This window comes from Micromonospora inyonensis, assembly GCF_900091415.1.
Classification (GTDB): domain Bacteria; phylum Actinomycetota; class Actinomycetes; order Mycobacteriales; family Micromonosporaceae; genus Micromonospora; species Micromonospora inyonensis.
Genome location: NZ_FMHU01000002.1, coordinates 493,023 through 505,527, shown reverse-complemented (window position 1 = coordinate 505,527; position 12,505 = coordinate 493,023). Strand labels below are relative to the sequence as shown.

Below are 12,505 nucleotides of genomic sequence, written 5' to 3'. Positions count from 1 at the left end.
TACCGTCACCAGGAGGAACCGACCATGGCCAGGGACGACATGGAACTCACTGACAGCGGTCCGGAGCTGGTGGTGCTGATCGGCGCGGCCGGCGCTGGCAAGTCCACCTGGGCCGCAGCCCGCTACCGGCCGTCGCAGGTGGTCAGCCTGGACGGGCTGCGCGCCGTGGTGGCCGACGACGAGTGCGACCAGGACGCCACCGCCGACGCGGTGGCCCTGCTCGTGACGATCGTGAACGCGCGTCTGTCGCGCCGGCTGACCACCGTGGTCGACGCGACCAACGGCGTGCTGACCGAGCGCGCCGAGCTGCTCTCGGCCGCAGCCCGCCACCAGGTGCCCGCCGCCGCCGTGGTGTTCGGCACCCCGCTGGAGACGTGCCTTGACCGGCAGCGCCACCGCCCCGCAGCCCTGCCCGGCCGGCGGTGGGGCCGCGCCGTGCCCGACTCCGTCGTGCGCAACCAGCACCAGCGCACCCTGGACAGCCTGGCCACTCTGACCGCCGAGGGCTTCGCCCGGGTGGTTCGGGTCGGCTGACCAGCGCGGACTGCGAGATTGTCGGTGCCCACGGCTACGATGCCGGGCAGGTCGATGCACCGGCCCGACTCCGAGCCCAGTTGATGCGCCCACGCCGCGTCCAGGGCAACGACGACAAGCGGCACAGCCACGTGCGAGGCAGCAGCTCTCTTCCCGCACACCCATGGACGCCGCGGCCGAGAGGGTGGGTTTCGGCCGGACAGGACACGTCATGGTGGACAAGGACAAACGCGCCGCCCGAGAACTCGCGGCCCGCGACGGAATCCCCTACGCGCGAGCGCTGCGCCAGGTGCGCCAGCAGCCGAGGCCGCCGATCCCCCCGGAAGCGATCGCCGCCCTGGAAGTCGACCCTGCCGCTGGGTACGCCGGGGACGACTGGAGCTTCGAGGCCCGTCACGCCCGCGAGGAAGCCCGGACGTTGGCCTACTGGGCCTCGCCGTAGTTTCCAGCGAAAAAGCAACGCCAACCCTGGTCGCGGCACGGTACGAACGCCCCGGGAACTTGGGTCCCCATCACGTCCTTGACCAGCGTTGGAGTTGTTTTTGGTCCGGAAACTACCGGCGGGCCTCTGGTGTGGGTGGCCAACTACCCCACGCGTCTGTCGTCCGCCGCACCCGCCATGGAAATCTTTGCAGGTACGTACCAGATGAGTCGTTCCTGTCCGTCTTCGCTGAGCAACGCGTAGCAGTCGTAGTCGATCAGACCGCGCTCGGGATGGCGCAGTCTCTTCGTCTCGCTCCGGCGGATGGCGACGTCCTGCTGAGCCCACAGCCGTGCGAACCAGGAGCTGTGCGCGGTGAGCACCTCGATCAGCGCTCTCGCGTCAGGATCACCCGGTCCGCGGCGAGCGACACCTATCCGCAGATCTGCGATGAGCGCTTCGGCTTCCACTTCGTGGTAGCTTTCATCGAACTGTGCCCGCACGGCCGGATCAAGGAACCACCGATACACGTAGCTGTCCGTCAGCTCCGAAGACTCGGGAACTGGGCCGTGCAGTTCGGCTGCCGCGTCATTCTGCGCGAGAACGATTTGCAGATCCGTGGTGACGTAGGCGGGAATGTCGTCCCCGAAACGGCCCAGAAGATCCCGCATAGCGGGGTGCAGGGCCGCCCTGGACGAGCGGCGCGGCTGGCGCCGCCCAGCAAGGGTGAACGCGTGAGCGCGCTCATCATCACTCATTCTGAGCACCTCAGCGAAGGCATCGAGAACTGCCGATGAAGGTTGAGCCGTTCCGCGCTCGATCTCGATGTAGTAGTCGGTGGAGACGTGCGCAAGTTCGGCTACTTCATCCCGGCGCAGGCCTGTCACCCGCCTGCGGGAACCCGTCGGCAGCCCCACGTCGGCGGGGCGCACCCTGTCGCGACGTGAGCGCAAGAACGCGCCGAGCTCCGGAAGATTCATCGCAGCCCAGTATGCGGGACCAGCACCGGCGTTTCCAACGCATCGGCTGCCCCAAGGGAGGGGTTAGCGTCCCCTGGTTCGGGCCTGGTCACGCAGATGAGGCTGGACGCATGGACGAAGAACAAATATCCAAGGTCCTCGACACGATCGCCGCCAATTTCCGCGGCAGCCAGCGCGCTCCGGTCATCGGTACCCCCGGCGACCTTGGGCTGGCGTACGAGGACGTGACCTTCCCCGCCAGCGACGGAGTGCCGCTGGAAGGCTGGTTCCTCCCCGCCGCCAGCGACAAGCTCGTCATCGCGAACCACCCGATGGGCTTCACCCGCACCGGCCTGCCCAGCCACCTCGATCCGTGGTGCTCGATCTGGGCGCCCAGCGGCAACAACATCGAGATCCCCTTCATGCCGGACTACCAGATCCTGCACGACGCGGGCTACAACGTCCTCACCTATGACCTGCGTAACCACGGCTTCAGCGGGTCCGCGAACGGCGGTATCACCTCCAGCGGCATCTACGAGGCCCGCGACGTCATCGGCTCCCTCACCTACGCACGCACCCGCCCCGACACCAGCTCGATGCGGATCAGCCTGTTCAGCCGCTGCCTCGGCGCAAACGCGACGTTCGCGGCCGCCTACCAGGACCCGGCCGCGTTCGAGGGCATCGACTCTCTCGTGGCCGCCCAGCCGGTGACCACCAAGGTCATCATGACCCACCAGCTCGGCCTCATGGGCATCCCCGCAGTGCGTGTGGACGAACTCGACCGCCGCATCCAGCTGGTGACCGGCCTCGGATTCGACGCGCAGGACCCGGTGCCGTGGGCCGGCGCGGTCAGCGTGCCGACGTTCATCTACCAGATCCGCGACGACAACCTCGTCACCCCGCACGACGTGCAGTCGATGTACGACGCGATGCCCACGAAAGACAAGCACCTGCACTGGATCGAAGGCAGCAAGCGCCGCTGGGACGGCTACCTCCAGTTCCAGCGCAACCCGCGGCCCATGCTCGACTGGATCATCCAGCACACCGCCTAAGAGGGAGCTATCGGGTCAGCCGCTGGCAGACTCGGTGCCTGGTAGCCGCTGGTGGGTGAGCACTCTCTCCGCCTGGATCTTGAGTCCTAGGGTCAGATCGTGCCCTCACCGGTGGTCAGGGGTCTTGATCGCTGATGGGATGTCGTGCACGCCCAGTGGTGGCGTGAGCACTTGTCTTGTCCATTAGGTCGCTGACTGGCTCCTGCGGGCTCTGCTGGAACCGTCGTCGATCATGGAGGTTGGCGTGTTGTTCGTCGGGGATGACTGGGCTGAGGATCACCACGATATGGAGGTGCAGGACCAGGACGGCAAGGTCCTCAAACGGGTGCGGCTGCCCGAGGGGATGGTCGGGATGTCCCGGTTCCACGAGCTGGTGGGACGGTTCGTGCCCGAGGACCCAGAACCGGCGGATGTGCTGGTGTGCATCGAGACCGACCGGGGCCCGTGGGTACGGGCACTGCGGGCGGCGGGATATCGGGTGTTCGGGGTGGATCCCAAGCAGGCCGCCCGGCACCGCGAGATCCTCGGCAGTTCGGGAGCCAAGAGCGACAAGGGCGACGCGCACGCGCTGGCGGACATGATCCGCACCCGCCGCCACCAGCTGCGAGAGGTCGCTGGTGATTCTGAGGTCGCCGAGGCCGTCAAGGTCGTCACACGCGCGCATCAGACGCTGCTGTGGGAACGGACCCGGCACATGCTCCGGCTGCGGGTCGCGCTGCGCGACTACTTCCCCGCCGCGCTGGAGGCGTTCAAACCCCTCGGCCTGACCTCGGACGCAGTGTTGGCGTTGCTGGTCAAGGCCCCGACCCCGACGGCGGCTACGAAACTGACGATCAGTCAGATCAGCGCGGCGCTCAAGGGCCGTCGTGACATCCCCGGCAAGGCCGCGACCATCCAGCAGGCGCTGCGCAGCGAGCAACTTGGCCAGGCAGGCCTCGTCACCGCCGCCTACGCCTCGACCGTCCGAGCGCTGGCCGCGGTCATCACCACGCTCAACACCGAGATCAGAACTCTCGAAGGCGAGGTCGAGGCCCATTTTGGCCGGCACCCGGACGCTGAGATCATCCTCAGCCAGCCCGGCATCGGCGCCGTTCTCGGCGCCCGGGTGCTCGCCGAGTTCGGGGACGCCCCACGGCCGCTACATCAGCGCGAAGGCCCGTAAGAACTACGCCGGAACCTCACCGATCACCCGACAATCCGGCAAGATGCGGACGGTCCACGCCCGGTTCGTCCACAACGACCGACTCGTCGACGCCCTCCACCTCCAAGCAAGCTGCGCGATCCTCCACGACCCGGCCGTACGCGCCTACTACGACCAACTCAGAGCACGCGACGTCAGCCACAACGCCGCCCTCCGCCAGGTCGGCAACCGGCTCGTCGGCATCCTCCATGGCTGCCTCAAGACCACCAGCCACTACGACCAGGCAACCGCATGGTCACACCGCCACCACGACCTCGCCGCTTGACATTCAACGTCCAGGGATGTCTGACCCGGGGAACACTCGCCGCTCACGAGCACATTGCTCGTGGTCGGCGAGCCCCACGTCCGGGCCTCGCCGTAGTTTCCAGCGAAAAAACAACGCCAACCCTGGTCGCGGCACGGTACGAACGCCCCGGGAACTTGGGTCCCCATCACGTCCTTGACCAGCGTTGGAGTTGTTTTTGGTCCGGAAACTACCGGCGGGCCTACTGGGGGTGCCGGTAACGAAGGTGTCACCAGCCGCCAAATTGTTGATCTTGGTTGACGGCGTGGCCGCAGTCGAGAGGTGTTCGTGCTGGTGTCCCGTTAGAGGGTCCTTCACCGGGCGCCTCGCGCCAGGTTTCTGAGGGCGTCGCGTCGCAGGTCAGGCCGTCATGTAAGACCCGCCCGGTAAGGTGCCCGGTGAGCGGGGGGTAAACGCTACAGTCGCTCGGTGACGGCTCACGAGTGATCATCCTGGTCACCCTCCGAGCAGCTGCGCACTACCCAGAAACAAGATCAACTTTTTGGCGGCTGGCGACACGTTCGTTACTGGCACCCCAGCAGGTGCCGCAGCTCGCGCCCGTCCTGACGGAACTGGCCTGGGACCACCAGCAGGTCGAGGCATCCGGCGCCGGGTGACGGAGCTGGCCGGTGCCGTTCCGCGACCGGACCCGGCCGCCGTACGGGCCGAACTGGACGGCCTGGCCGCCGTCCTGGAGTCGCACTTCACGTACGAGGAGAAGAAGCTCGTCGCGGCCCTCAACGCCCTCGACCCGACCAGCGCCAGCACGGCGGACCTGCTGGGTCTCCCCCTTCCGACCGACCCCTCCGGCTGACGAGGACGAACGATGTCGACCACCGCACAGACCGTCATCAGCACCGACGCCGACCTGGTCACGTTGATCAACGTGTTCACCGTGGCGCCCGAACGGCAGGCTGAACTGGTCCAGGCCCTCGACCGGACCACCCGGGCCTTCTTCGCCACGGTGCCGGGATTCCGGTCGGCCACCGTGCACGCCAGCCAGGACGGCACCCGCGTGGTCAACTACGCGCAGTGGGCCAGCGCGGCGCACTTCCAGGCGATGCTCCGGATGCCCGAGGCCCGTCCGCACCTGGCCGAGATCGGCGCGCTCGTCGAGCAGAGCGACCCGAAGCTGTACGAGGTCCGCAGCACCCATCACCGCGCGCCCTGAGCGGGGACGACCCGCCCGGGTGGGTCGTTCGCCACCACCCTCGTCCGGCGACACCGGATCTGGGCGAAGATGGGGCATGCGGATCCTCATGGCCGGTGCGTCCGGCTTCCTGGGCACCCGACTGGCCGCCCGGCTCGCCGACGACGGGCACGAGATCACCCGACTGGTACGCCGTACCCCACGCGGCTCCGGCGAGGTGCGGTGGGACCCCCGAACCGCGCAGCTCGACCCGGCCGTGGTGGCGGGGGTCGACGCGGTGGTCAACCTGGCCGGCGCGGGGGTCGGCGACAAGCGCTGGAACGACGCGTACCGGGCGCTGATCCGGTCGAGCCGGGTGGAGAGCACGAGCACCCTCGCCATCACCATGGCCGGGCTGCCCGCCGAGGACCGTCCGACGGTGCTGCTGAACGGCTCGGCCGTCGGCTGGTACGGCGACACGGGCGACCGGGCCGTGGACGAGGACGCCCCGGCGGGTGAGGGCTTCCTCGCGGACGTCGTCCGGGTGTGGGAGGCGGCGACCCGCCCGGCCGAGGATGCCGGGGTACGGGTGGTGCGGCTGCGTACCGGGCTGCCGCTGCACCGCGACGGCGGCCTGCTCAAGCCGCAGCTCCTCCCGTTCCGGCTCGGCGTCGGCGGAAAGCTGGGCAACGGCCGGCAGTGGATACCGTGGATCTCGATGGTCGACTGGCTCGACGCGGTGGTCCACCTGCTCGACCGGGTCGACGTGGCCGGCCCGGTGAACGTCGTCGGCCCGAACCCGGTCCGGAACGCGGAGTTCACCCGGGAACTGGCGCGGCAACTGCACCGGCCGGCGGTCATGCCGATCCCGGCGGTGGCGTTGAGAATCGCACTGGGCGGCTTCGCCCAGGAGGCGTTGACCAGTGCCCGGGTTCTGCCCGGGGTGCTGACCCGGGCCGGCCGCCCCTACCGCTCCGGTTTCCCCTTCCGCCACCCGGACCTGCCGAGCGCCCTGCACGCCGCCCTGCACGAATAGCCGTCCGCCTCCGCCCCGTCCCCCCGCCCCGTTCCCCGCCCTGTTCCCCGCCCCGGTCGGGCCGCGCCCTCCGAGGGTGGATGCAGGGGCCCCCTCCTCGACAGAAAGCGGTAGGAAGGGACCCCTGCAAACACCTCAGCCACCTCAGCAGCCGATCACCCAGTAGCTCGGGGCGGTCTGCTTGAGGGTGGTGCTGGTGAAGGTGTTGTACAGCCCCATCCGCTGCTGCGAGCCGACCGCGTAGGCGTACCCGCCGGACTGGTAGGCGCGGCCGGCGGTGACGTGCGCGTAGTTGCTGGCGGTGACGCAGGTGGGGGCGGCCGTCGGAGACAACGTGGGGCTGGCGGTCGGGACCGGGCCGCTGGAACCTCCGTCGAGGCCGAACCAGAGCGCGTCCCGGTACGCCGAACAGATGGTGTCCAGGAAGTACGCTGCCGCGGTGCCGCACTGGTCGGTGCCGCTGCCCGGGTCGACCGCGGTCCCGTGCCCCATGCCGGAGACCCGGTAGACGCGTACCAGGTCGTTGCCGTAGGTCTCCAGTGTGGTGCCGGCGGGCAGCGTGGTGGTGCCGGTGGGGGTCTGCGAGACACCGGCCACGTTGGTCCACTGGTCGCGGGACTCGGTGGCGTTCGCCGTGGCCACGGTGTAGTCGGCGGTGCCGTGCCAGATCGCCACCTTCGGCCGGGCACCGGTGTAGCCGGGGTGGGCGGCACGGACCAGATCGCCCCACTGGGCGGGGGTCTTGTTCACACCCGGGTTCATGCAGGAGAACGCGTTGATCATGCTGGTGGCGCAGCGGTACGGCACACCCGCGACGATCGAGCCGCCGGCGAAGACGTCCGGGTACGTGGCGAGCATGGTGGCGGTCATCGCACCCCCGGCGGAGAGGCCGCTGACGTACACCCGGTTCGCGGCGATGCCGTAGTCGGCCCTCGCGTGGTCGATCATCTGCTTGATGGACAGCGCTTCACCCTGACCCCGGGTGGTGTCGCCGGTCTCGAACCAGTTGAAACACGAACTGGAGTTGTTGCCGGACCTCTGCTCGGCCAGGATCAGCGCGAACTGCCACTGGTCGGCGTACTTGCGCCAGCCGGAGTTGGTGAAGTAGCCGGCGGCGTTCTGCGCACAGCCGTGCAGCAGCACCACGGCGGGGGCCCCGGCCGGCAGGCCGTCCGGCCGGTAGGCGTACATGGCGAGGTTGCCGGGGTTGGAACCGAACCCGGTGACCGGGGTCAGGCTGGCGGCCTGCGCGGGTGCGGCGACCATGGCGGCCGCCGTGACGGCGAGGACGGCTCCGGCCAGCGCGGCGGCCAACCGGGTGAGGACGGACGGGGGTCGACGCACGGCGGCCTCCACATTGTGAACTGGGTCACCAAGAATTGCCGCGACGTTACGCCCCGATGACGAAGACGTGACATGGCCGCCGTTCACACATTCACCATCCTCGACGTGTGGACAGGTGACGACGCCCCGGTCGCCCTCGCCCCGCCCACCGCCGCGCTCCCGGAGGTTCCGTGTCCGGCCGGTCTGTCCCCGGACGGTTGGTAACGTCCGCTCCGTGCCGACTTCCCCGTCCCTGGTCACCGGGCCACCCGCACCGTCGTCCGCACCGACCCGGAGCCGGCGGGCGGACCTGGTGATGACGCTGGTCGCGCTCGTCCTGGCGGTCTGGGTGACCAGCGGACTCTGGTGGGACCCGAACGGACGGGCGATCACCGTCAACTCCAGCGACCAGGCGCTCTTCGAGTGGCTGCTGGCCTTCGGCGCGCACGCGCTCACCCACGGCGACAACCCGCTCTTCACGTACCTGCTCAACGTCCCGGACGGGGTCAACCTCGCGGTCAACACCTCGATCACCGTGTACGCGGCGGTGTTCGCGCCGCTGACGTACCTGATCGGCCCGCCCGCGACGTTCCTGGTGATCCTCACCCTCAACCTGGCCGCGACCGCGCTGGCCTGGTACTGGCTGCTCTCCCGCCACCTGGTGCGCACCCGGCTCGCCGCCGGTGCCGGGGCACTGGTGATCGCCTTCTCCCCCGGCATGATCTCGCACGCCAACGCGCACCTGAACTGGACCGCCGGCTGGCTGGTGCCGCTGCTGGTCTGGCGGCTGTTCGCGCTCCGTCAGCCGGGCCGCTGGCTGCGCAACGGGGTGATCTTCGGGGTGCTGGTAGCGGTCGCGTTCTCGATCGCCGCCGAGGGGCTGTTCTTCACCGCGCTCGCTCTCGCCGTCTTCCTGGCCGTCTGGGCGGCGCACCCGGCGAACCGGGCCACGGTCCGGGCCGCGCTGCCGGACTTCCTGCGCGGCACCGCGGTCACCGCCGTGGTCGCCGGGGTGCTGCTGGCGTACCCGCTCTGGCTGCACTTCGCCGGGCCGCAGCGGTTCCACGGCACCGGGTTCGACCCGGTGGTCCACTCCGAGGACATGGCGGCGTACCTGGCGTACCCGCGCCGGTCGGTGGCGGGCGAGGCCGGTCTCGGCACCTCGCTGGCCCCGAACCCGACCGAGGAGAACTCGTTCTTCGGCATCCCGTTGCTGCTGCTCGCCCTGGCCTGCTTCGTCTTCCTCTGGCGACACGCCGTCGCCGCCCGCCGGGCCACCCTCCTCGCGCTCGGGGTGACCGCCGTGGTGTTCACCGTGCTCTCCTGGGGGCCGCAGGCCGTCGTCGACGGCGAGCGGACGGGCGTCACGCTGCCCTTCGAGTGGCTGGGCCGACTACCGGTGATCAACGCCGCGCTGCCCGCCCGGTTGGCGCTGGTGGTCGCCCCGGTGATCGGGCTGCTGCTGGCGTACACCGTCGACCGGCTGCGCACCGATCCACCCCGGCACCGGTCGACCGGGCTGGCCTGGGCGGTCGGGTACGCCGTGGCGCTGCTGCCGCTGGTGCCCACCCCGCTGCTGACCGTCGCCCGGGAGCCGATCCCGGACTTCATCACCACCGGCACCTGGCGCGAGCACGTCTCCCCCGGCGGCGTGCTGACCCCGATCCCGCTGACCGTGGACGTCACCCCGGACGGGCAGCGCTGGCAGGCGTACGCCCTGTCCCACCGGCAGGGGGAGTTCGCCCTGCCGGCCGGCTTCTTCCTCGGCCCCGGCGGACCGGACGGGCGGGGTCGGATCGGGCCGGTGCCGCGTACCTTCGACTCGCTGATGGACCAGGCCGGACGGACCGGACGGGTGCCGATCGTCACCGAGGGCACCCGGGAGCTGATCCGGGAGGACCTGCGGCGCTGGCGGGTCGAGGCCGTGGTCCTCGCCGACCGGGTGCACGGCGCGAAGTACGACCTCGACGAGGAGTCGCTGCGCCGGGCGGCCACCGAGCTGCTCGGTCCTCCCCAGCGGGTCCGCGACGTCTGGCTGTGGAAGATCCCACCGGCGTGAGCCCGAGCCGGACGCCCCGCCGGCCCGACCGCGGCGGGCCGGGTGAGCCGGCTCACCGGGGGCGGCGGGTCCGGCCGGTACTACGCTGGACGACGTGACCACGACGACGTCCGGCCTGACCGCTGTCCGTGCGGGTTCCCTCGACTACCAGGCTGCCTGGGACGAGCAGCGTCGGCTGCACGAGGCGGTGGTGGCCGGGGCGAGCCCCGACACCGTGCTGCTGCTGGAGCACCCGAGCGTCTACACCGCCGGCAAGCGCACCGAGCCCTGGGACCGTCCGATGGACGGCACCCCGGTGATCGACGTGGACCGCGGCGGCAAGATCACCTGGCACGGGCCGGGTCAGCTCGTCGGCTACCCGATCGTGCGGCTGCCCGACCCGGTGGACGTGGTCGCCTACGTACGCCGGACCGAGCAGCTGCTGATCGACGTCTGCGCCGAACTCGGGCTGGCCGCCGACCGGGTGGAGGGACGCAGCGGGGTCTGGGTGCCGGCCGACGACAGGGGTCCGGCCCGCAAGGTCGCGGCCATCGGCATCCGGGTCTCCCGGGGCGTCACCCAGCACGGCTTCTCGCTCAACTGCGACTGCGACCTGACGTACTTCGACCGGATCGTGCCGTGCGGTATCCGGGACGCGGGGGTCACCTCGCTCAGCGCCGAGCTGGGCCGCCCGGTCACCGTGGCCGACGCGCTTCCGGTGGTCGAGCGGCACCTGCCCACCCTGCTCGGCTGAGCCCACCCTTCCTCCCGCTCCACCACGGCCATCACGGCCGGTGCCGCTTCCGCTACCACTCCCGCTGCCACCGCCGCTGCCGCTGCCGCGCTGCGTCGCGTGGCCGCCGCAGGGCCGCGTCGGTGCGCCCGGGGTGGTTGCAGGGGACCCCTCCTCACCAAAATCCGGTAACAGGGGTCCCCTGCTTCCACCCCACCCCGCCGCACACCACGCCGGACCGGTGGCGGGCGGCCGGGGCGGTGCGGTACACGAGGGCTACGGCGTCAGCCGGTGCAGGTCGCGGGGGAAGGCGGTCACCTCGCGGACATTGGCCGCTCCGACGAGGCGGGCGACCAGGCGTTCCAGGCCGATGGCGAAGCCGCCGTGCGGCGGCATGCCGTGCCGGAACGCGTCGACGTAGTCCGCGTACGGCTCGACCGGCTCGCCCCGTTCGGCCAACGCCGCCAGGTAGTCCGCGTGCCGGTGCAGCCGCTGCCCGCCGGTAACCAGCTCGACGCCCCGGAACAGCAGGTCGAACCCGTTCGAGTGGGCCGGGCGGGCCGGGTCGGGGTGGGTGTAGAAGGGGCGTTTCGCCATCGGGTACCCGGTGACGAAGAGGAAGTCGGAGCCGTGTTCACGCCGGGCCCACTCGCCCAGTGCCCGTTCGTGCGCCGGGGCGAGGTCGGGCTCGTCGGCCGGGGCGTCCGCGATGGCCAGCGCCTCGGTGAAGTGCACGGCGGGGATCTCCGCCGGCACCGGCGGGACGGCCGCGTCGAGCAGCGTCAACGCCGGCCCGGCCCGGTCGGCGACGGTGTCGAGGAGCCCGGCGAGGGTGTCCCGGAGCACGGTCATGACGTCCCGGTGGTCGGTGACGAAGCCCAGCTCGGCGTCGAGCGAGGTGTACTGGGCCAGGTGCCGGGCGGTGTCGTGCGGCTCGGCGCGGAACACCGGCCCGACCTCGTAGACGCGTTCGAGGACGCCGACCATGAGCTGCTTGTAGAACTGCGGCGACTGGGCCAGGTAGGCTGGCCGCCCGAAGTAGTCCAGGGCGAAGACGTTCGCCCCGCTCTCGGTGGACGAGCCGACGATCTTCGGGGTGTGGACCTCCACGAAGCCCCGGGCGTCCAGGGTGGCCCGGAAGCCGGCGACCGCCGCCGCCGCGACGCGCAGCGCCGCCGACCGACGCGGGTGGCGCAGGGCCACCGGGGCGTGGTCGAGCTGCGTCGGCAGGGTCGCGCCCAGGGTCGGCCGGAACAGGTCGAACGGCGGCGGTACGGCCGGTGGGCCGAGTGGTCGTACCGCCGGGTCGGTCAGCTCGACCCCGGCGGGGGCCGTCGGGTTGGCGGTGACCGTGCCGACCACCTCGACGACGGTCTCCTCGGTCAACGCCTCGACGGCCGCGCGCACGGCCGGGTCGGTGACCACCACCTGGGCCGTCCCGGCGGCGTCCCGGACGATCAGGAAGGCCACCGACTTGAGCAGCCGGCGACGGTGGGTCCAGCCGGCGATCCGGACGGTCGCGCCGACGTGGGTGGGAAGTTGGGCGGAAAGGATGCGTTGCACGCTGGTTACCTCCTCGATCAATCGCAACGCGATCCCCAGGGAGGTGCGGGCGAGCGGGAACCTCGCGGTGCCACCACACCTTCGCCCCCGCTGTGGGCGGGAGCCTCGTTCGTCGCCTTTTCACCGAGGCCAGCCGGGCGGGGTCTACTGGGCGCGGGGCGTCCCGCCGCCGTTCTTCCCGCAGCTCGGGAGGGTCTTCACGCACCGCCGCCAGACCGCCTCGCAGCACTTCG

Annotated in this window: 12 protein-coding genes and 1 pseudogene; 10 read left to right on the top strand and 3 right to left on the bottom strand. The window is 70.7% G+C overall.

Annotated features, from left to right (window positions below; genetic code table 11):
* Positions 1-24: 24 nt before the first annotated feature.
* Both GA0074694_RS17370 and GA0074694_RS17365 read left to right on the top strand, forming a co-directional pair.
* The gene (locus GA0074694_RS17370) at positions 25-534 is read left to right on the top strand and encodes an AAA family ATPase (RefSeq protein WP_091459678.1); all 510 of its coding nucleotides are present in this window, start codon (positions 25-27) and stop codon (positions 532-534) included.
* A gap of 211 nt (positions 535-745) precedes the next feature.
* Positions 746-976, top strand: coding sequence for a hypothetical protein (locus tag GA0074694_RS17365; protein WP_141714179.1), 231 nt, complete (start codon positions 746-748; stop codon positions 974-976).
* A gap of 143 nt (positions 977-1,119) precedes the next feature.
* On the opposite strand, the gene GA0074694_RS17360 is transcribed toward GA0074694_RS17365, so the two are convergent.
* A complete protein-coding gene (locus tag GA0074694_RS17360) occupies positions 1,120-1,935 on the bottom strand; it encodes a helix-turn-helix domain-containing protein (RefSeq protein WP_091459676.1) in 816 nt (271 codons plus the stop codon).
* A gap of 110 nt (positions 1,936-2,045) precedes the next feature.
* Between GA0074694_RS17360 and GA0074694_RS17355 the strand changes: the two genes are divergently transcribed.
* The 5 genes and pseudogenes from GA0074694_RS17355 (at position 2,046) to GA0074694_RS17335 (ending at position 6,615) form a co-directional block, all read left to right on the top strand.
* Positions 2,046-2,966 carry an alpha/beta hydrolase gene (locus tag GA0074694_RS17355; protein WP_091459675.1) on the top strand — a complete coding sequence of 307 codons (921 nt, stop codon included), beginning with the start codon at positions 2,046-2,048 and terminating at the stop codon, positions 2,964-2,966.
* Positions 2,967-3,210: 244 nt separating this feature from the next.
* A pseudogene (locus GA0074694_RS17350) lies at positions 3,211-4,432 on the top strand (IS110 family RNA-guided transposase).
* A 631-nt stretch (positions 4,433-5,063) separates the two neighbouring features.
* Entirely contained in the window at positions 5,064-5,264 is a 201-nt protein-coding gene (locus GA0074694_RS31720) for a hypothetical protein (RefSeq protein WP_176737986.1), read from the top strand.
* Between the two features lie 12 nt (positions 5,265-5,276).
* Entirely contained in the window at positions 5,277-5,621 is a 345-nt protein-coding gene (locus GA0074694_RS17340) for an antibiotic biosynthesis monooxygenase family protein (protein WP_091459674.1), read from the top strand.
* Positions 5,622-5,697: 76 nt separating this feature from the next.
* A complete protein-coding gene (locus tag GA0074694_RS17335) occupies positions 5,698-6,615 on the top strand; it encodes a TIGR01777 family oxidoreductase (RefSeq protein WP_091459673.1) in 918 nt (305 codons plus the stop codon).
* A gap of 144 nt (positions 6,616-6,759) precedes the next feature.
* On the opposite strand, the gene GA0074694_RS17330 is transcribed toward GA0074694_RS17335, so the two are convergent.
* Positions 6,760-7,959, bottom strand: coding sequence for an extracellular catalytic domain type 1 short-chain-length polyhydroxyalkanoate depolymerase (locus GA0074694_RS17330; RefSeq protein WP_091463339.1), 1,200 nt, complete (start codon positions 7,957-7,959; stop codon positions 6,760-6,762).
* 72 nt (positions 7,960-8,031) lie between these two features.
* Between GA0074694_RS17330 and GA0074694_RS33675 the strand changes: the two genes are divergently transcribed.
* From GA0074694_RS33675 to lipB, 3 genes are all read left to right on the top strand, one after another.
* On the top strand, positions 8,032-8,163 hold the full coding sequence (locus GA0074694_RS33675; protein WP_281190087.1) for a hypothetical protein: 132 nt from the start codon (positions 8,032-8,034) through the stop codon (positions 8,161-8,163).
* 10 nt (positions 8,164-8,173) lie between these two features.
* The gene (locus GA0074694_RS17325; RefSeq protein ID WP_091459672.1) at positions 8,174-9,997 is read left to right on the top strand and encodes a DUF6311 domain-containing protein; all 1,824 of its coding nucleotides are present in this window, start codon (positions 8,174-8,176) and stop codon (positions 9,995-9,997) included.
* Positions 9,998-10,091: 94 nt separating this feature from the next.
* Positions 10,092-10,730: a lipoyl(octanoyl) transferase LipB gene (gene lipB / locus GA0074694_RS17320; RefSeq protein ID WP_091459671.1), complete on the top strand. Its 639-nt coding sequence runs from the start codon at positions 10,092-10,094 to the stop codon at positions 10,728-10,730.
* Between the two features lie 255 nt (positions 10,731-10,985).
* Here lipB and aspS read toward each other — a convergent pair whose 3' ends face one another.
* Positions 10,986-12,272, bottom strand: coding sequence for an aspartate--tRNA(Asn) ligase (gene aspS, locus GA0074694_RS17315; RefSeq protein ID WP_091463338.1), 1,287 nt, complete (start codon positions 12,270-12,272; stop codon positions 10,986-10,988).
* Positions 12,273-12,505 lie beyond the last annotated feature (233 nt).

Excerpts from the sequence above, each read along its gene's own strand:
- GA0074694_RS17370 (WP_091459678.1), top strand. The coding sequence starts at position 25 with ATGGCCAGGGACGACATGGAACTCACTGACAGCGGTCCGGAGCTGGTG.
- GA0074694_RS17335 (WP_091459673.1), top strand. The coding sequence starts at position 5,698 with ATGCGGATCCTCATGGCCGGTGCGTCCGGCTTCCTGGGCACCCGACTG.
- GA0074694_RS17355 (WP_091459675.1), top strand. The coding sequence starts at position 2,046 with ATGGACGAAGAACAAATATCCAAGGTCCTCGACACGATCGCCGCCAAT.
- GA0074694_RS17340 (WP_091459674.1), top strand. The coding sequence starts at position 5,277 with ATGTCGACCACCGCACAGACCGTCATCAGCACCGACGCCGACCTGGTC.
- GA0074694_RS33675 (WP_281190087.1), top strand. The coding sequence starts at position 8,032 with ATGGCCGCCGTTCACACATTCACCATCCTCGACGTGTGGACAGGTGAC.
- GA0074694_RS17360 (WP_091459676.1), bottom strand. The coding sequence starts at position 1,935 with ATGAATCTTCCGGAGCTCGGCGCGTTCTTGCGCTCACGTCGCGACAGG.
- GA0074694_RS17365 (WP_141714179.1), top strand. The coding sequence starts at position 746 with ATGGTGGACAAGGACAAACGCGCCGCCCGAGAACTCGCGGCCCGCGAC.